The 18,259-nt window shown below is 65.4% G+C and carries 16 protein-coding genes; 11 read left to right on the forward strand and 5 right to left on the reverse strand.

From position 1 onward, the window contains the following. Positions 1-93: 93 nt before the first annotated feature. The 4 genes from BZF57_RS16315 (at position 94) to BZF57_RS16330 (ending at position 6,332) form a co-directional block, all read left to right on the forward strand. Complete coding sequence (locus BZF57_RS16315) at positions 94-1,254, forward strand: efflux RND transporter periplasmic adaptor subunit (protein ID WP_086740079.1); 1,161 nt, start codon at positions 94-96, stop codon at positions 1,252-1,254. A gap of 10 nt (positions 1,255-1,264) precedes the next feature. Next, the gene (locus BZF57_RS16320; RefSeq protein WP_086740001.1) at positions 1,265-4,450 is read left to right on the forward strand and encodes an efflux RND transporter permease subunit; all 3,186 of its coding nucleotides are present in this window, start codon (positions 1,265-1,267) and stop codon (positions 4,448-4,450) included. Then, positions 4,447-5,892 (forward strand): efflux transporter outer membrane subunit, encoded by a 1,446-nt coding sequence (locus BZF57_RS16325; protein WP_086740004.1) that lies wholly within the window; start codon positions 4,447-4,449, stop codon positions 5,890-5,892. Before BZF57_RS16320 ends, BZF57_RS16325 begins: the two co-directional genes overlap by 4 nt. A 95-nt stretch (positions 5,893-5,987) precedes the next feature. Further along, positions 5,988-6,332, forward strand: a complete 345-nt coding sequence (locus BZF57_RS16330) for a hypothetical protein (RefSeq protein ID WP_086740005.1) — start codon at positions 5,988-5,990, stop codon at positions 6,330-6,332. Positions 6,333-6,403: 71 nt separating this feature from the next. Here BZF57_RS16330 and BZF57_RS16335 read toward each other — a convergent pair whose 3' ends face one another. Further along, positions 6,404-7,117 (reverse strand): anti-sigma factor, encoded by a 714-nt coding sequence (locus tag BZF57_RS16335; protein WP_086740007.1) that lies wholly within the window; start codon positions 7,115-7,117, stop codon positions 6,404-6,406. Further along, entirely contained in the window at positions 7,114-7,650 is a 537-nt protein-coding gene (locus BZF57_RS16340; protein ID WP_086740009.1) for an RNA polymerase sigma factor, read from the reverse strand. The genes BZF57_RS16335 and BZF57_RS16340 overlap by 4 nt, the downstream gene beginning before the upstream one ends. A gap of 32 nt (positions 7,651-7,682) precedes the next feature. On the opposite strand from BZF57_RS16340, the gene BZF57_RS16345 reads away from it, so the two are divergent. From BZF57_RS16345 to BZF57_RS16360, 4 genes are all read left to right on the forward strand, one after another. Continuing rightward, positions 7,683-8,948, forward strand: a complete 1,266-nt coding sequence (locus BZF57_RS16345) for a S8 family serine peptidase (protein WP_240506020.1) — start codon at positions 7,683-7,685, stop codon at positions 8,946-8,948. A gap of 99 nt (positions 8,949-9,047) precedes the next feature. After that, positions 9,048-9,959: a hypothetical protein gene (locus BZF57_RS16350; RefSeq protein ID WP_086740011.1), complete on the forward strand. Its 912-nt coding sequence runs from the start codon at positions 9,048-9,050 to the stop codon at positions 9,957-9,959. A gap of 402 nt (positions 9,960-10,361) precedes the next feature. Then, positions 10,362-11,627: a tyrosine-type recombinase/integrase gene (locus BZF57_RS16355; RefSeq protein ID WP_060978119.1), complete on the forward strand. Its 1,266-nt coding sequence runs from the start codon at positions 10,362-10,364 to the stop codon at positions 11,625-11,627. 168 nt (positions 11,628-11,795) lie between these two features. After that, entirely contained in the window at positions 11,796-12,743 is a 948-nt protein-coding gene (locus tag BZF57_RS16360) for an Abi family protein (protein WP_066114215.1), read from the forward strand. A 242-nt stretch (positions 12,744-12,985) separates the two neighbouring features. Here BZF57_RS16360 and BZF57_RS16365 read toward each other — a convergent pair whose 3' ends face one another. Beyond that, a complete protein-coding gene (locus BZF57_RS16365) occupies positions 12,986-13,393 on the reverse strand; it encodes a DUF2513 domain-containing protein (protein WP_066114239.1) in 408 nt (135 codons plus the stop codon). A 90-nt stretch (positions 13,394-13,483) separates the two neighbouring features. Next, positions 13,484-14,104, reverse strand: a complete 621-nt coding sequence (locus BZF57_RS16370) for a hypothetical protein (RefSeq protein ID WP_086740013.1) — start codon at positions 14,102-14,104, stop codon at positions 13,484-13,486. A gap of 198 nt (positions 14,105-14,302) precedes the next feature. Between BZF57_RS16370 and BZF57_RS16375 the strand changes: the two genes are divergently transcribed. From BZF57_RS16375 to BZF57_RS16385, 3 genes are read left to right on the forward strand one after another with little or no spacing between them, the layout of a single operon-like run. Beyond that, a complete protein-coding gene (locus BZF57_RS16375) occupies positions 14,303-15,796 on the forward strand; it encodes a recombinase family protein (protein ID WP_066114232.1) in 1,494 nt (497 codons plus the stop codon). Further along, entirely contained in the window at positions 15,796-16,695 is a 900-nt protein-coding gene (locus tag BZF57_RS16380; RefSeq protein ID WP_017183374.1) for a plasmid partitioning protein RepB C-terminal domain-containing protein, read from the forward strand. The genes BZF57_RS16375 and BZF57_RS16380 overlap by 1 nt, the downstream gene beginning before the upstream one ends. After that, positions 16,688-17,647 (forward strand): plasmid partitioning protein RepB C-terminal domain-containing protein, encoded by a 960-nt coding sequence (locus BZF57_RS16385; RefSeq protein ID WP_060976982.1) that lies wholly within the window; start codon positions 16,688-16,690, stop codon positions 17,645-17,647. The genes BZF57_RS16380 and BZF57_RS16385 overlap by 8 nt, the downstream gene beginning before the upstream one ends. 227 nt (positions 17,648-17,874) lie before the next feature. Here BZF57_RS16385 and BZF57_RS16390 read toward each other — a convergent pair whose 3' ends face one another. Beyond that, positions 17,875-18,195, reverse strand: coding sequence for a DUF736 domain-containing protein (locus tag BZF57_RS16390; RefSeq protein ID WP_017183376.1), 321 nt, complete (start codon positions 18,193-18,195; stop codon positions 17,875-17,877). Positions 18,196-18,259 lie beyond the last annotated feature (64 nt).

Below are 18,259 nucleotides of genomic sequence, written 5' to 3' on the forward strand. Positions count from 1 at the left end.
CCTTGGTAGCGTTATCTGCATATCTGCTACAGCTCGCATACCAAAAGATAATGGGCGGACGCCGCCTTCCTGTTTCCTCTCCGGGTGAATTTCATGCTCAAATCCCGTCTGTCGCTTGCCGCACTGGCAGCCCTTGCGCTTGCCGGTTGCTCGGGTGACGCCGCTCAGGACCAGCGCCAAAAGGGTGCGCCGGAGGTGGGCTATGTGGTGGTCGAGACCAGCGACGTGCCCGTGGCGGTCGAGCTGGCCGGGCGGGTCGCGGCTTTCGAGATGTCCGAGGTGCGCCCGCAGGTCACCGGCCTGATTCGCCGCCGTCTGTTCACCGAAGGCACGGTGGTGCGTGCGGGACAAACCCTCTACGAGATCGACACGCGCCTCTACCGCGCGGCTGCCGCCGAGGCCGAGGCGAACCTTGCGAGCGCGCTCGCCAATGCCGAGGCCACACGGGTGCGGGCCGAGCGCCTGAAGCCGCTCGCCGAGGCGCAGGCGGTTTCGCTGCAGGACTATACCGACGCGCAGGCTGCCGCACGGCAGGCCGCCGCCGCCGTGAAGCAGGCGCGCGCGCAGGTGCAGACCGCGGGAGTGAACCTGCAATTCACCCGCGTCCCCGCCCCGATCAGCGGGCGCATCGGCCGCTCGCTGTTCACCGTCGGCGCGCTCGTCACCGGCAACCAGGCCGAGCCGCTGGCGGTGATCCAGGGCGTCGATCCGGTGTTCGTCGACATCCAGCAATCGAGCGCCGAGCTGCTCGCCCTGCGCCGTGCGCTGGCGCAGGGCGGGGCGGTGCCGGGCAGCACCTCGGTCGCGCTGGTGCTGGAGGACGGCAGCGAATACCCCCAGCGCGGGCAGGTGCAGTTCTCCGAGGTGATGGTGGATGCCGGCACGGGCACGGTGACGCTGCGCGCCCGCTTCGCCAATCCGCAAGGCCTGCTGCTGCCGGGCATGTTCGTGCGCGCGCGGTTCGAGCAGGCGGTGGACAAGGGCGCGATCCTCGTCCCGCAGCCCGCCCTCACCCGCAACGCGCGGGGCGAGGCGAGCGTCTTCGTGGTCGATGCCGGCAACAAGGCAGCCGAGCGCAAGGTCACGGCGCCGCGCGCCCTCGGCACCGACTGGGTGGTGACCAGCGGTCTGAAGCCGGGCGACAAGGTGATCGTGCAGGGCCTCGCGCGCCTCAAGCCCGGTGCGCCGATCAAGCCCGTCCCCGCCAGCAAGCCGCAGACCATCGCCGCGCCCAAGCCCGGCGCCAAAGGCTGAGGCGCGGGCCATGTCGCGCATCTTCATCGAACGGCCGATCTTTGCCTGGGTGCTGGCGATCATCACCATGCTCGCGGGCGTGGGCGCGATCACCCTGCTGCCGATCGCGCAATATCCCGACGTCGCCCCGCCGCAGGTCAATATCCGCGCGACCTTCCCCGGCGCCTCGGCCGAGACGCTGGAGAACTCGGTGACCCAGATCATCGAACAGCAGCTGACCGGGATCGACGGGCTGCTCTATTTCAGCTCCAGCTCGACCTCGCGCGGGCAGGTGACGATCAGCGCGACCTTCGCCAAGGGCACCGATCCCGACATCGCGCAGGTGCAGGTGCAGAACCAGGTGCAGTCCGCGCTGCCCCGCCTGCCGCAGCAGGTGCAGCAGCAGGGCCTGCGCGTCACCAAGTCGAACCCCGATTTCCTGATGATCGTCGGCGTCTATGACGAGACCGACCGCGCGACCAATATCGACGTGTCCGACTTCCTCGTCTCGAACCTTCAGGACGAGCTCGCCCGGATCGAGGGCGTGGGCGAGACCAATGTCTACGGCTCGCAATATGCGATGCGCATCTGGCTCGATCCCAACAGGCTCGCCGCGGTCGGGCTGATGCCGGGCGACATCATCACCGCGATCCGCAACCAGAACACCGAAGTCGCCGCGGGCGAGGTGGGCGGCTTGCCGCAGCCCGAGAGCAATCGGTTGAATGCCGTCGTCACCGCGCAATCGCGGCTGCGCACGGCAGACCAGTTCAAGGCGATCATCCTCAAGGCCGATGCCAGCGGCGCGCTGGTGCGGCTCGGCGATATCGCGCGGGTCGAGCTGGGGGCTGAGAACTACGCCGCCTCGAGCCGCATCAACGGCCACCCGGGCGCGGGCCTCGCGATCAGCCTCGCGCCGGGGGCCGACGCGCTCGCCACCGCCGATCTCGTCAAGGCGGCGGTCGAGAGAGCCAAGCCCGGCTTTCCGACCGGCTACAACGTGGCCTATGCGAACGACACCACGGCCTTCATCCGCCTCTCGATCGAGGAGGTGGTGCAGACCCTGATCGAGGCGATCCTGCTGGTGATCGTGGTGATGTTCGTCTTCCTGCAGAGCTGGCGGGCGACGCTGATCCCGACCATCGCCGTGCCGGTGGTGCTGCTGGGTACCTTCGCGATCTTCTATCTGGCGGGCTTCACCATCAACACGCTGACCCTGTTCGGGCTTGTGCTGGCGATCGGCCTGCTGGTCGACGACGCGATCGTGGTGGTCGAGAATGTCGAGCGGTTGCTCGAAGAGAACCCCGAGATGACGCCGAAGGAGGCGACGATCCGCTCGATGGGAGAAATCCAGGTCGCGCTGGTCGCGATTGCCATTGTGCTGTCTGCGGTGTTCCTGCCGATGGCCTTCTTCGGCGGGTCGACGGGGGTGATCTACCGCCAGTTCTCGGTGACGATCATCTCGGCGATGGCGCTGTCGGCACTGGTCGCGCTGATCCTGAGCCCGGCGCTGACGGCCTCGCTGCTGCGCCAGAAGCACCATGCGCGGGAGGCGGGCGAGAGCGCGCTCCATCGCCGGTGGCCGTGGGGTGCCGAGCGGCTCGAGCGCGCGCAGGCGTGGTTCAACGACAGCTTTGCGCGCGGCACCAACCGCTATGTCGCCGCGGTCCAGCGCGTGGTCGACCGCAAGTACCTGTTCCTCGCGATCTATGCCGCGGTGGTGGTGCTGCTTGCCGCGCTGTTCCTGCGCCTGCCGACCGGCTTCCTGCCGACCGAGGATCAGGGCGCGGCGCAGGTGCAGTTCCGCCTGCCTGCGGGCGCGACGCAGGGGCGCACCCGCGAGGTGCAGCTCGCCATCGAGAAATACATGCTGACCGACGAGAGCGCGAATGTCGCCACGATGCTCACCGTCGCGGGCGGCGGCGGCGGGGCGGCGGGGCAGAACACCGGACAGGGCTTCGTCAACTTCGTCGACTGGGCCGAGCGCAAGGGCGCCGAAAACTCCGCCGACGCGATCACCCAGCGCGCGACGAAGGCGTTTGCCGGCTTCCGCGATGCGCAGGTCAACATGCTCGTTCCCCCTGCGATCCGCGGACTGGGGCAGAGCAACGGCTTCACGCTCCAGCTCCAGAACACCAGCGGGATGAGCCGCGAGGACTTCCTCGCCGCGCGCGACAAGCTGCTTGAGGCGGCGAGCAAGGACCCGGTGCTGTCGGGCGTGCGGCTGGGCGAGCTGCCCGATACGCAGACGCTTCAGGTCGATATCGACCAGCCGCGCCTCGCCGCGCTTGGCCTCAACCAGTCGGACGTGAACACCACGCTCTCGGCCGCGTGGGGGGGGCAGTACGTGAACGACTTCATCGATCGCGGGCGGGTGAAGCGCGTCTTCGTGCAGGCCGACGCGCCCTACCGCGCGACGCCGGACGATATCGGCCAGTGGTTCGTGCGCGGCAGCAATGGCCAGATGGCGCCCTTCTCCGCCTTTGCCAGCACCCGCTGGTCGACCACGCCGACAACGCTGTCGCGCTTTCAGGGCTACCCCAGCTTCCAGTTCGACGGGCAGGCAGCCCCCGGGCAGAGCTCCGGCGCGGCGATGGACCGGATTGCCGAGCTGGCGGCGGAAATCCCCGGCGTCAGCGTCGCATGGTCGGGGCTGTCGTTCCAGGAACGCCTGTCCTCGGGTCAGGCCCCGCTGCTCTACGGTCTGTCGCTGCTGGTCGTGTTCCTGTGCCTTGCCGCGCTCTACGAAAGCTGGACGATCCCGGTGGCGGTGATGCTGGTGATCCCGCTGGGCCTCGTCGGCGCGGTCTTCGCGGTGACGCTCAGGGGGCTGGAGAACGACGTCTATCTCCAGATCGGCCTCCTCACCACGATGGGCCTTGCCGCCAAGAACGCGATCCTCGTGATCGAATTCGCCGAGCAGGCCGAGAAACGCGGCGCGCGGGTGATCGATGCGGCGCTGGAAGCGGCACGCCTGCGCCTGCGCCCGATCCTGATGACGAGCTTTGCCTTCATCTTCGGCGTGCTGCCGCTGGCGCTCTCGACCGGCGCGGGGGCGAACAGCCGCATCGCCATCGGCACATCGGTGATCGGCGGGATGCTGACCGCGACGCTGCTCGCGATCTTCTTCATCCCGCTGTTCTTCGTTATCGTCCGGCGCACCACCCGCGACACCCTGAAGAAGCTGCGCCGTGCGCCCGAAGGAGGCACCACCGCATGAGGCTCGCCCCGGTCATTGCCCTCGCGCTGCTCTCCGGCTGTTCGATGGCGCCCAAATATGTCCAGCCCGCCTTGCCCGTCCCCGCCTCGTGGCCCGCGGGCGATGCCTATCTCGCGCAGAGCGAGGCCGCACTGCCGGTGATGAGCTACCGCGAGGTCTTTGCCGATCCGCGGCTGGTGCAGGTGATCGAGCAGGCACTCGCCAACAACCGCGATCTCCGGATCGCCGCCGCCAATATCCGCGCAGCGCGGGCGCAGTCGCGCATCCAGAACGCCGCGCAGCTGCCGCAGGTGGGCGTTGCGGCGGGCGGTACGCGGTTCGACAACGGCACCGCCAACCAGAACCGCAACCAGGATGTCGACATCGGCAACGACCCTGCCGCGAGCCGCTCCACCGCCGGCACGCGCTACACCGCCGATGTCAGCACCACCGCTTTCGAGATAGACCTGTTCGGGCGGCTCGATTCGCTCTCCGACGCGGCCCTCGCCCGCTTTTTCGGCACCGAGGCCGCCGCCCGCGCCACCCGCCTCACGCTGATCGGCGACATTGCCGATGCGTGGCTGACCTATGCCGCCGATGCCTCGCTCCTGAAGCTTGCCGAGGACACCGCCGCCAATGCGCGCGAGCAGGTGAAGCTCACCCGCCTGCGGCTCGACGGGGGGATCGCCCCGCGCTCCGACCTGCGCCAGGCCGAGCAGATCCTCGCCGCGGCCGAGGCCGATATTGCCGCGCAGACCACCGCGCTCGCGCAGGATGCCAATGCGCTGCAACTGCTGGTCGGCGCGCCGGTTGATACCGCGCTGCTGCCGCGCTCGCTCGACGATGCGGGCGAGGCGGTGCGCACGCTCCCGGCGGGGCTCGATTCGACCATCCTGCTGCGCCGTCCCGATGTGCTCCAGGCCGAATACGAGCTGCGCGCCGCCAATGCCGAGATCGGCGCGGCGCGCGCGGCGCTGTTCCCGCGAATCACGCTGACGGGGCTGGCGGGGCTCGCGAGCAATGCGCTCTCGACCCTCTTCACGGGCGCGGCCTTCAACTATTCGGCGGGCGCGAATGTGCGCTATTCGCTGTTCGCGGGCGGCGCGGCGCAGGCGGGCGTGGCCCAGAGTGAGGCGCAGCGCGATGCGGCGGTGGCGGGGTACGAGCGCGCGATCCAGGCCGCGTTCCGCGATGTTGCCGATGCCCTCGCGCGGCGCGGGACGATCACCGAACAGCTGCGCGCCAACCGCGCCTTCCTCGATGCGGCCGAGGATACCTACCAGCTCGCCGACCTGCGCTATCGCGGCGGGGTGGACAGCTTCCTCGCCAGCCTCGACGCGCAGCGCGCCGCCTATCAGGCGCAGCGCACGCTGCTGACCACGCGGCTCATCGAGGCGAGCAACCGCGTCGCGCTCTACCGCGCGCTCGGCGGGGAAACCGCGCAGCCTGCGCCCGATCAGTGATTTTGCGCAGCATCCTGCATTAAACCGCGCCGCCCATCCGTTTCCCTTTCGACCGGCCGCCCGTGCCGGGGACAACACCGAAAAGGAGACACCCGATGAAGCTTGCAATCGCCACCCCGATCCTCGCGCTCGGCCTGCTCGCCGCTACCGGCGAGGCCGCCATCCCCGAGCTCCACGAGGAACGCCTCGCGCGGGCCGAGGAGAGCCGCATCCTCACCGCGCCGATCGCCGGGATCCAGAACCGCCTGTGGTTCGATTACCGCATCGACATCACCGAAGCGCAGAAGGAACTGAGCGCCGATCTGCGGCGCGCCAGCGACCTCGAGGACCAGCGCGATGCCTGGGAGGAATATGCCCGCGAACTGCGCAAGGAACGCAGCCACTACATCTCGGAAATGGCCCAGCGGGGCTATCGCATGGGCACGGTGACGGTCGACTGATCCGCAGCTCTTTTTCAACCGAGGCACCGGGAAGGGGTCGGCAGCGATGCCGGCCCCTTCTTGTTTGGGGGTCAGGGCTTGGCCCAGCGCCGTTCGCGCGCCGCGCGTTCGGCATCGGCATCGAGCGCGCCGCCCGCCGCCATGTCCTGCGCGGCGGCGAGGAGATCGGTCTCGCTGCCGGCCTGCCGGTATTCGCTCCCCTGCGCTTCGCCGAGCGCGAATTGCCGTTCGATCTTCCAACCCGTCGTGTCGCGGCAGGCGATCCCGCCCTCGTCGCTCGCGCGCCAGGCGCGGCACAGATCACCGCCCTCGCGCTCGAAGCTGAGGAGGATGCGGGTCGGCGCATCGGCAGGCTGGTCGGCGACCAGCTGCGTATCGAGCGCGGCGGCAAGATCGCCGCCCGCATAGCCATCGGGCGTGCGCCCCTGCCACGGCTGCCACAGCGCGAGGATCAGCGAGGCGGCAAGCGCCGGGCCGACCAGCGGCGCCCAGCGGCGCACCACCGGGGCGAGGCCGCGCTTCTGCCGTGCGGCGGCAAGGCTCACGACCTCGGCCGGAGCCTCGCCCGCATCCTTCGGGACGAGCAGCGCGGCGAGGTGCGGCGGCACGCTTTCCTCGGCGAGCGGCGCATAGTGCGCGGACAGCATCGCCTTGAGCCCGCGATGCGCCTCGACCTTGCGGGCGAGCGCCGGGTCGGCGGCCATCGCCGCCTCGACCTCTTGCGCGGCCGCCGGATCGAGCGCGCCATCGGCATAGGCGGCCAGCATTTCCTCGGTCACACTCATTGCGCGCCCTCCAGCATCGCCATCAGCGCGTCACGCCCGCGCACCAGCCGCGAATTGAGCGTACCCACGGGGCAGCCGACGATCTCGGCGGCTTCCTTGTAGGACCAGCCCTCGACCATCACCAGCAGCACCGCCTCGCGCTGGTCTTCGGGCAGGCGGGCCATCGCGCGGTCCACCATCGAAAGCTCCACCGCCGCCTCCTGCCCGCCCTCGCCGCCCACGGAAAGCCCCGCGTCGGGGTCCACGAAGGTCTCGCGGCGGCGTGTGGTGGCGCGGCCCTCGTCGATAAAGATGTTGCGCATGATCCGGTACATCCAGCTGTCGAGCCGCGTGCCTTCCTGCCACTGGTCGCGGCGGGCGAGGGCGCGTTCGATGGTCATCTGGCACAGATCGTCGCCGTCGGCCCTTGACCCGGCCAGCCCGATCGCGAACCGCCGCAGCCGCGGCAGCAGACCCAGCACCTGGTTTTCGAAACTCTCGGACAGCGTTCCACGCCTTTCTGCGGATGAAACGGATGGGCTTGTCCGTTTCATCCATGCTTAATGCGAAATGGAGGATCGAGACAATGATGCGGCGACCGACACAGCTTTATGCCCTCGCGGCGCTGGCGGGCGTGCTGGCTGCGCCGGTGGCTGCGCAGTTGCAGGTGCCGGGCGTGGGCGTGCCGGTGCCGCCGGTGGGCCGCGTGCTGGGCGAGGTGACCGACAGGCTCGACCGCACGGTGGACACCGCGACCGCCATCACCGAGCGCGAGGCGCGCAGACTGCTGCGTCTGCGCGAGGCGGCGCTCGACCGTCTGCTGCGCGCCAATCCGCAGGCGATCGAGCGCGATTCGGCCGGCAATCTCGCCCGGCACGGCGAGCTGCTGGTGACCGGCCCCGATGCGGCGAGCCTCGCCGTGCTGGAGAAGGCGGGCTTTCGCATCCTTTCGCGCGAAGAGATCGAGGGGCTGGACATCGCCTTCGTGCGCCTCGCCGTGCCTGCGGGCATGAGCCTCGCCGAAGCCCAGACGCGCGCTGCCGCGCTGGCCCCGGACGCGCAGATCGAGGCCGACACGCTGCACCTCGAAGCCGGAGCGCCCATCGCCACGGCCGCGCTGCCGGTGACGGCGCTTGCTGCGGCAGCGGCGGCGCCGGTCGAGGTCAAGGTCGGCCTGATCGACGGGGGCACCGGAGCATCCGTGCCGGTCGCGGCGCGCAAGGGCTTTGCGAGCGGTGCGCCTGCCGCCTCCGATCACGGCAGCGCGGTCGCCAGCCTGCTGCGCGCGCAAGGGTTGACGCGGCTGTGGGCGGCCGATGTCTATGGCACCGATCCGGCAGGCGGCAGCGCCTCGGCGGTCGCCAAGGCCCTCGGCTGGCTCGCGGCGAGCGGGTGCAAGGTCGTCACCGTCAGCCTTGTCGGCCCCAGGAGCGCGCTGCTCGAGAAGGCCGTCATCGCAGCGCAGGGCAAGGGCGTGGTGGTGGTCGCCGCGGTCGGCAATGACGGCCCCGCCGCGCCGCCCGCCTATCCTGCGTCCTATTCGGGCGTGCTCGCCATCACCGGCGTCGACCGCAAGGGCCGCGCACTGATCGAGGCGGGGCGCGCGCTGCATCTCGATTACGCCGCCCCGGGCGCGGAGGTCTGGGCGATGGATGCCGCGGGCAAGCGCAAGGCGTGGCGCGGCACCAGCTTTGCCACCCCGCTCGCCGCCGCCCGCGTCGCTGCCGCGCTGGCGCAAGAGAGCAACTGGCGCGCAGCGCTCGACCGCGAGGCGCGCGATCTCGGCACCAAGGGCGCGGATGCGACCTATGGCCGCGGCGTGCTGTGCGAGAGCTGCGGCAAAAAGAAGTGACCCCCCGCCTGCGGGCATGCATTAAACCGCGAACCCCATCCGTTTCCCCTCTGAGCGAGCGATGCAAGCCTCGCTGCAATCGAGGAAAGGAACACGGACATGAACAAGATCATTCTTCTCGCCAGCGCCTTCGCGCTCGTCCCCGGTGCCGCCAATGCCCAGCTGCTGGGCGGGGGCGGCGGGCTCGGCGGCGGTCTGGGCGGTGGCCTCGGCGGCACCATCGGCGGGACGCTCGGCGGCACGATCGAGCGCACCACCTCGACCGTGCGCGGCACTGTCGACAGCACCGTGAGCGGACGCGGCTCGACCCGTGGCAGCCAGTCGGTCGATGCGCGCAAGGGCACGGTGCAGGCCGACCGCAGCGCCGAAGGCTCGATCACCGGCTCGACCGCGAGCCTCGCCGATCTCGTCGTGCCCCCGATGGGCAATATGGCGCAGGCGAGCGGCAACGGCTCGGCCAGCGGGCAGGGCAGCGCCAATGCGCAGCTGATCGGTACGGATGCGGTGACCGGCGCGCTGGCGCCCGTGGCGGGCGAGGCGCGTAGCGTCGGCGCGAATGCGGCGGGCATGGCCGTCGGCACGGCACGCGGCGCGGCGCAGAGCGCGACCCTGCCTGCCCTTCCGGGCGTGCCTGCGCTCCCCGCCGCCGCGGGCGGATCGGCGGAAGGCAGCGGTTCTGCCAATGGCGAAGGCTCGGCCTCGCTGTTCCAACCGGTGCTGGCGGTGGCCGGATCGGCCGCAGCCGCCGGGCAGGGCATGGCGAGCGTCACCCCCGGCATGCCGGTGACGACCGCCGACGGCGCCTCGCTCGGCAAGGTGCGCGCGCTGGTCGCCAATGGCCGCGGCGAGGTCGAGCAGGTGGTCGTGCAGCAGGGCAAGGTCACCCGCACGCTGCCGGCGGGGATGTTCAGCGCCTCGGGCGATGCGCTGGTGGCGGGCGAGGCGCAGGGCGGAGCCGCTGCGGCCCCCGCTCCCGCCCACGCTCCGGCCGACAACAGCACTTCGGGCTGATCGCGACAGCTTCCGGCCCGCCGACCGCGCCCCGATGGTGGCGGCGGGCCTCATCCTTGAAGGCGGTTGCCCCGTGCAGCCGCTTTTCTTTTGTCCCCGACACGCCACGCAGCACAGCCGCCGCGCGCCGCAAGGGCCCGCAGCAGCGGTATGATCCCGTCGATGTCGGAAGAATAATGGAGCGGGCGAAGGGATTCGAACCCTCGACCCCAACCTTGGCAAGAAGACCGACGGGCTTTTCTCCAGTACGCTCCACATCGCTATACCACGATAGAAGCTCGATATATCTAGCATTCCAGTTTTCCTTAATGCGATCAGGATGCCTGAAATGGACTTGCATCTGCTGACAATTTGGTGACAAAAGGTTCGGCAGAGAATTTTGTCACCAAATGAGGAGTGGGGATGACTCCGGTCAAGCTAAACAAGCGCTGCGTCGATAGCCTGCTTCCGCCCTCCAAGGGGCAAGCGGTTCTCTGGGATACCGAGGTACGCGGCTATGGCGTACGTGTCCTTCCGTCGGGCACAAAGACCTTCATCCTCCAGTATCGCAACCCAGAGGGAATTCAGCGCCGCATCAATATTGGCCGATACGGCGTCCTTACCGTCGATCAGGCGCGCGATCAGGCCAAGCTGTTCCTGGCCTCCGTGATCAAGGGAGAAGATCCGGCTGATGAAACACGTCGTGCGCGCAAAGGCATGACGGTCGCGGAGATGTGCGAATGGTATCTGGCCGAAGCGCGGGCCGGGAACATCTTGGGACGACTGAACCGACCGATAAAGGCATCGTCCCTTGATATGGACGAGAGCCGTATCAAGACGCACATAATCCCACTCCTCGGAAAGCGCGTGGTGGCGCAGCTGAGCGTCGCCGATGTCGAGCAAATGCAGTCCGATGTTAAGAACGGGAAAACCGCTAAAGCTCGGACCGGTGGTCGTGGCGGACAGGCGACCGGGGGAGCTGGTGTAGCCTCGCGATGCCTGGGCACGCTTCAAGCGATCATAGGGCATGCCAAGCACAAGGGGTTGCTGGCGGCCCATCCAACCCAAGGTGCGAAAAAGCTGGCCAGCGCAAAGCGGACCCGACGGCTGAGCGTCGCCGAGATTGAGACGCTGGGTAAGGCAATCGCGTTTGCCGAGCGAAACCACGAAAATCCTGTGGCGCTGGCCGTTCTGAAGACGCTTCTGCTAACCGGTTATCGCCGGGAAGAAGCCCAAGCCATGCAGAGGTCCTGGGTTAACGCTGCGGGAGGCTTCATCAGTTTCCCGGACACCAAAGGCGGTGCGCAAGTCCGTGCCATTGGCCCTGCGGCCCTGAAGATCGTCCTGAGCCAGCCAGAAATGCTCGGCAATCCTTATGTCTTCGCATCAGAAACCGGGGCCGGGCCATATACTGCTGTGAGTTCCTGTCTTGACCGTGTTTGCAAGCTCGCCGGGATTTCGGGCGTCACGCCCCATACCCTTCGGCATACGTTCGGAAGCATCGCAGGCGAACTGGGTTTTTCGGAACTGACAATCCGCGCTATGCTCGGTCACGCTTCGCAAAACGTGACGCAAGACTATATCCATATCGACGAAGCGCTGAAGCTGGCTGTTCAAAGGACATCGGATGAAATTGCGCGTCTACTCGACTTGGGGACAAAACGTCTTGCAATGATGTCCTATCCATAACCAGCGCCTTGTCCCGATCCTTGTTGGGACTGCCACCGGCTAGCTGCATCGAGACTCCCGGCGCCCAGTCCATACAAAGACCGGCGCCGTGTCGATGTCGCCGGTTACTATAAAATCTGCTTCGGGTGTGGCACTCAACACTCATGGTTGACATATCGGGGGCATTGCGTGTCGGGGACAGACTGGAAAAGCTTCGCTGATCAGCTGCAGATTCTGAAGGATCGCGGCTTGACGGTGGGGGATGATACCCGAGCGATCAGTTACCTCGAGAAGATCGGCTATTATTGCCTTAGTGGCTATTGGTATCCGTTTCGCTCGCCAAAAGCACAGCCCGTCGGCCTGGTGTTCCGGGAAGACCATTTCCTTCCTGGCTCAACATTCGAGGACGCTGTTGCGCTCTACGCCTTCGATCGCAAGCTGCGGCTCCTGGCGCTCGATGCGCTGGAACGGATCGAACGAGCCATCCGGGTCGACGTAGCCCACCTGCTGGGCAGGCTCGACTGCTTCGCGCAGTACGACCCCGCCCTACTGCACGGCAATTTTGCTCGCAGGGCAATTCCGAAGGGCTACAACGCGGGAAAGACTGAACACCAGCTCTGGCTCGATCACCAGGACAAGCTGATTCACCGTAGCCGGAAGCAGCATTTCGTTGCCCACAACATGAACAAGCACGGGCGCTTGCCGATCTGGGTGGCGATCGAGATCTGGGATTTCGGCGCCCTTTCGCGGCTCTTTGCCGGCATGAACGTAAAGGACCAGGATGTCATTGCGGCCAGCTACGGTCTGGGGACGGGACGCGAACTGGAGAAATGGTTGCGAAGTCTGAGCTATCTTCGCAACGTCGCAGCGCACCATAGTCGCATGTGGAATGTGAACGTGTTGGAGCTGTCGCCGGTGCCACAGTTCGACCAGAACTGGCAGTCGCTCGCCAATGCGCGCCCCTTCATGTACTTTTGCATCATGCGGTTTCTGCTGGCGCGGATCAGTCCGAATTCCAGCTGGGGTGAGCGGTTCAAGGCTTTGATGGCGGAGTTCCCCGAACCTGCAAACAAGGCCGTGACGGCCGCCGATTTCGGGTTGGTTGCAGGCTGGGAGGGATGGCCGCTTTGGGCCTAGACCATCCCCACAAAAGAAAACCGGCACGTACACATCGCTGTGCAGAGGTGCCGGTCATATTGTGACCATATATATCCATACGAACGCGTTTGTCAATGAGAGACATTCACGGCACTGCCCCAGGCACTAGCTGAATCGGAGCGATTCTCGCCGTGGCGCGCTCAGATCAAGGCCTGCGGCACGGCGCCAGCCTGAGGCCAAGCTTCACCCAATGCGCTCTTGCGACGACTATATATCAGACCCTACAAATCGAGCTCAACCCCTGTGTGCTGCTCGATCTTCTTCTTCACCAAGCCCTTGGCGAGCGCCTTCAGGAGATCGAGACTGAAGCCGCCAGCCTTCTTTGCGCCGGCCTTTGTCTCACGCCAGATGGAGGGATCACGGATGGTGTCGAGGAAGTCATGCCCGGCCCATGTAATCTGGCCAATCTGCCAAGCCGCGCCTGATAGCTTCGCTTTTATGGTAATGAGACCAGCATTGTCGAGCAGGTCCAGGTGATACTCCAATAGTTCTGCCTGCTCGCGCGGCAGCTTGCCTTCGCTGCTCTCGCCCAAAACCTCAGCGATCTCCGGGGTCAAAAGATCAAACGAGCGTCGTCCGTCTTCGATCTGCAAGAGCAGATCCCGGATGAGGTCCATGTTGCGCTTCATGGCCCGGACCATACTGCAAACACAGCGGAAGGACAGCGAACTGTTCGACCGGCAATGACTGATCGCCATAATCGCCCGCACTGTGCGCGGTCAGCTGTGAGCGAGCTGATAGCGGCCATTCTTGCGGGCACCGACAAAGCGCAAAAGACCGCAGCCGCACAGACCCGCAAGATCGCGTCGCGCGGACTTGATGCTCACCTGCCAGTGTGCCGCGATCTCGCGGGCTTTGACCGGATGACCCTTGCCGACTCGGTCGAGCACCCAGCGTTGGCGCTCATTGAGGCCCAAACTTATTGGGTCATTTCCAGGGACATTTCCAAGGTCATTTATAGGGTCAGAATTCGGTCGATGCTTGCCCAACGGCCGCTCATTGCCGTGTTCATGTGCCCACGATGTTCCCCCGCGCAACCATTCGGATGACTCGGCGAGTCTGGATTGCTGGCTTTCGATGATGCCGAGAACGAACGCTCGAATAACGGGAGACGTCGCAACCAAGCGCAGAAAGAATAGCGTGTCGGGGCCATGTTGCCCGGCCATCCAATGTTTTGCGGACCGCTCACTGGCATGGGTCAGGCGCATCAATTGCTTCACGGCACGATGCGTGTCCCCATGTTCCTTGCGCAGCAAATTGGCGATGGTCTCGGCAAAGGCTTGGCGACTGGCGAGCGCACCCTCCCAAGCTGGCAACTTCCTGCCCTTTTTCGGCAACATCTTCCGGTCCTTTCCCACATATACTGTTGAGAGTGCGGGAATGCCGGAGCGGTCCGTAGTTCGCGCTGCAGCGGTTGGCCGCCCTGGCCACTGCAGTTCGGGTTTCGAAAGGGGCGAGCATTGCCGGGATGGGATAAAGACGAGGCACCGGGCGATGCAGAACAGAGGCCAACCGTGCGCGCGGCGGAATATGTTCGGATGTCCACGGACCACCAGAAATACTCGACCGAGAATCAGGCCGATGCGATCCGACACTACGCCGCGTCTCGCGGCATAGAGATTGTCAGGACCTATGCTGACGACGGCAAAAGCGGTCTATCGATCGACGGTCGCGCTTCTCTGCAGCGCCTGATTGCCGACGTCGAATCCGGCGTCGCCGATTTCCAGATGATCCTCGTTTATGATGTCAGCCGCTGGGGCCGTTTCCAGGACGCCGATGAGAGCGCCTACTACGAGTACATCTGCCGCCGCTCCGGAATTCAGATCGCCTATTGCGCCGAACAGTTCGAGAATGACGGGTCGCCCATGAGCACCATGTTCAAGGGCTTCAAGCGCGCCATGGCTGGCGAATACAGCCGGGAGCTTTCGGTAAAGGTCTTCGCCGGCCAGGGGCGGCTCATCGAAAAGGGTTATCGACAAGGCGGTCCCGCTGGCTTCGGCCTGCGTCGGACACTGATCGATGAGCACGGCAACGTCAAAGCGGTCCTCTGCCGCGGCGAACAAAAGAGCCTCCAGACCGATCGGGTCATCCTGACACCGGGCCCGCCCGAAGAGATTGACGTGGTTCGCGAGGTCTATCGGAGCTTCGTTCATGAAGGACGCTCCGAACGCGAGATCGCCGAGGACCTTAATGCTCGAGGTGTTCTATCCGACCTCGAACGCCCTTGGACACGCGGCACCGTCCATCAGCTGCTGATCAACGAGAAATACGTCGGCGACAATGTCTGGAATCGGCGGTCGTTCAAACTGAAGAAGAAGCGGGTCCGCAACGCTCCCGACATGTGGATCCGGTCGGAGGGAGCATTCGAGGGAATCGTTGAACGCGACCTGTTCGAGGCAGCTCATTCGATCATCACGGCACGCTCGTTCCGCCTGACGGACGAGGAAATGCTCCAAGCGCTGCGAGGCCTCTACGCCAGCAAGGGTCTGCTGTCGGGCATTATTATCGACGAATGCGAGGGATTGCCGTCAAGCAGCGCCTATAGCTCCCGGTTTGGCAGCCTGCTGCGCGCATACAGTCTGGTCGGCTTCTCGCCTGAACGGGACTATCGCTATATCGCGATCAACAAGGCCCTGCGCCGCCTCCATCCGGATATCGTTCGTGAAATCTTGGCTGGCCTCCACGCGCAGGGGAGCGATGCGTTTCAGGATCTTGCCAGTGACAGCATCCGGGTGAACGGCGAGTTCAGCCTTGCAATCGTTCTGGTGCGCTGCACGCCAACGCCGACCGGCTTGCTGCGCTGGAAGATACGTTTCGACACGAGCCAGCTTGCCGACATCACCGTGGTCGTGCGGATGGACATGCACAACCGTGCGCCATTCGATTACTACCTGTTCCCGAGGATCGACGTCACCAGCGAACGGCTGCGTCTCGCCGAGGACAACGATCTGCACCTCGATGCCTATCGCTTCGATACGCTCGATTTCTTTTACGACATTTCGGCGCCCGTCGCCATTCCGGAGGCTGCGTAATGCCTGTCGTGCGCCCACAGCAAATCGAGATGATCCCGGTTGCCAAGATCACGGTTCTCAACCCGCGCTCGCGAAACAAGCGTCAGCACCGCGAGATCGTGAACAACATTGAGTCGATCGGATTGAAGCGACCGATCACGGTCAGTCGACATCATGGTCCGGGTGGCCCTCGCTATGATCTCGTCTGCGGGGAAGGCCGGCTCGAAGCATTCCTGATGCTAGGGCAGACCGAAATCCCCGCGGTCGTCATCGAGGCGAGCGAGAGCGATTGCCTAGTGATGAGTCTGGTCGAGAACATCGCTCGCCGCACCCCGCGCCCGATAGATGTGATGCGCGAGATCGGTGCGCTGCGTGAGCGCGGCTACAATGAGACGGAAATCGGCCAGAAAATCGGGGTCAGCAGTTCGTGGGTCAGCATGATCGTTTCACTTCTGGAGCGCGGCGAGGAGCGGCTCGTTGCCGCAGTGGAAACTGGCCTCATCCCGATCAGCCTGGCGATGGAAATCTCGCGGGCAGAGTCCGAGGAAGCGCAGAACCTGCTGCTCGACGCTTATGAGACGGGCAAGCTGCGCGGCAAAAAGCTGGCTTCTGTGAGAAGGCTGCTCGAGCTGCGAATGCGCGGGCAGAACAAGTCGATGCCGTCAGGCAAGCTGGGCAGACGATCCGCCAATCGGAAACTGACCGCGAGCGACCTCATGCAGGTTTATCAGCGAGAGGCCGAGAAGCAGCGTCTGCTCGTTAAGAAGTCCGATTTCACGCAAACCCGGCTGCTGTTCATCGTCGAGGCCATCAAGGATCTGCTTGGCGACGAAGGGTTTCTGACCTTGCTCCGTGCCGAGGGGCTGGAGACGATGCCGCGCGCCCTGGCCATGAGAATTGCGGGCGAAACCGATGACTGACTGGACCGAAACAGAGACATCAGGTTTGGAGCCAGGTTCGGAGCACCGCGTTCGCCTTGGTTTTGAACGCGAAACCGTCACTGTCGCACTCGAGCAGCTCGTCCCGCTCAAGATACTTCAGCAAGGCGTGCGGGAGAGCAAGAAATTCACTCAGATCGTCAGTTCGATCAAGGCGATTGGGATCGTCGAGGCTCCTGCTGTTGCTCCCGATCCAAAGCATCCGGGGAAGTATTTCCTGCTCGACGGCCATCTACGGATTGAAGCTATGCGCCAGCTCGCGATTCCGACAGTCGAGTGCCTCGTCGCAAATGACGATGAAACCTACACCTACAACAAACGCGTCAATCGCCTGCCACCCGTGCAGGAGCACCGGATGATTGTGCGCGCGATTGAACGCGGTGTCACAGAAGCGGTCATCGCTGATGCGCTCGGTCTCGAAGTGCAGTCGATACGCGCACGCTTCCGTCTCCTCGACGGCATCTGCGCTGAGGCCGCTGATGCGCTGAAGGACACCAATTGCTCAATGAAGGTATTCGATCTCCTGCGGCGCATGACCGCGTTCCGCCAGATTGAGGCTGCTGATCTGATGATCGGTCAGAACAACTTCTCCGTGATGTTTGCTCGTGCGCTACTAGCGGCGACACCGGATGAGCAGCTTGTTCCCGTCAGCAAGAAGGCGGGCAAGGCCGACGCGGCGGGACCAACCAGCCAGCAGATCACTCGCATGGAGCGAGAACTTGCCGCTTTGCAGACGCAGGTCAAATCGGTCGAGGAAAGCTATGGGATCGACAACCTCCACCTGACCTTTGCGCGAGGCTATCTCGGCAAACTCCTTGCCAATGCGCGCATAGTGCGTTGGCTCTCGCTGCACCGTCCAGAATATCTGACCGAGTTCCAGCGCATTGCGGAAATCGACAGTCTCGGCGGCTTACCCGCGCCCAGCGCTGAGTAATGTGATGGGGACCCGGACCCGATAAGCGCGGGGACCATGGGAGACGCCGCACTGAGGGGCGGATCGAGCATGGAGGTGGGAATGGCGGCGAACCCGCAGGAAGCCCACCAGGTCGGCCGTCATAGGGACCGACCGATTTATGAGAGTGACGGGCGCGCCAGGGCATGCGCGCCCGTCATGGGATGGAGAACACCGGCCCCGCCCGAGGGCGGAGCCGGTGCGGCGGTTCAGGCCGGCGGATTCCAGATGATGACCTTCTTGGAGGGATCATCGCCCGGCGCGTTGGCGATATTGCCGTAGATCGTGCCGAACTCGGGTGCGGAGAGCGAAACCGAAACATATTCGGCGCCGGTGTTCTGCGAGAAGCGCTTCCAGCCTGCGCCCAGCTCGAAGCCGTTCTTGCGGCTGACGATGCGATAATCGGGCTCGGATTCCTTCGCCTTGCGGTTGTTGGGGATGATCGCGATCGGCGCGGAGACCGTCAGCGTCGCCAGCGTGCCCTCGAAGCTGTCGTCGGCCTTCACGGTCAGGTTAGCGATGGTAGCCATGAAAATTCTCCTTCGATTGTCGGGGCCCATCCCCGATGGCGCCCACCAGAGGGTCCGGCTGCTG

Origin of the sequence: Erythrobacter colymbi (assembly GCF_002155685.1) — a bacterium.
In the GTDB taxonomy this organism is placed as follows: Bacteria; Pseudomonadota; Alphaproteobacteria; order Sphingomonadales; family Sphingomonadaceae; genus Erythrobacter; species Erythrobacter colymbi.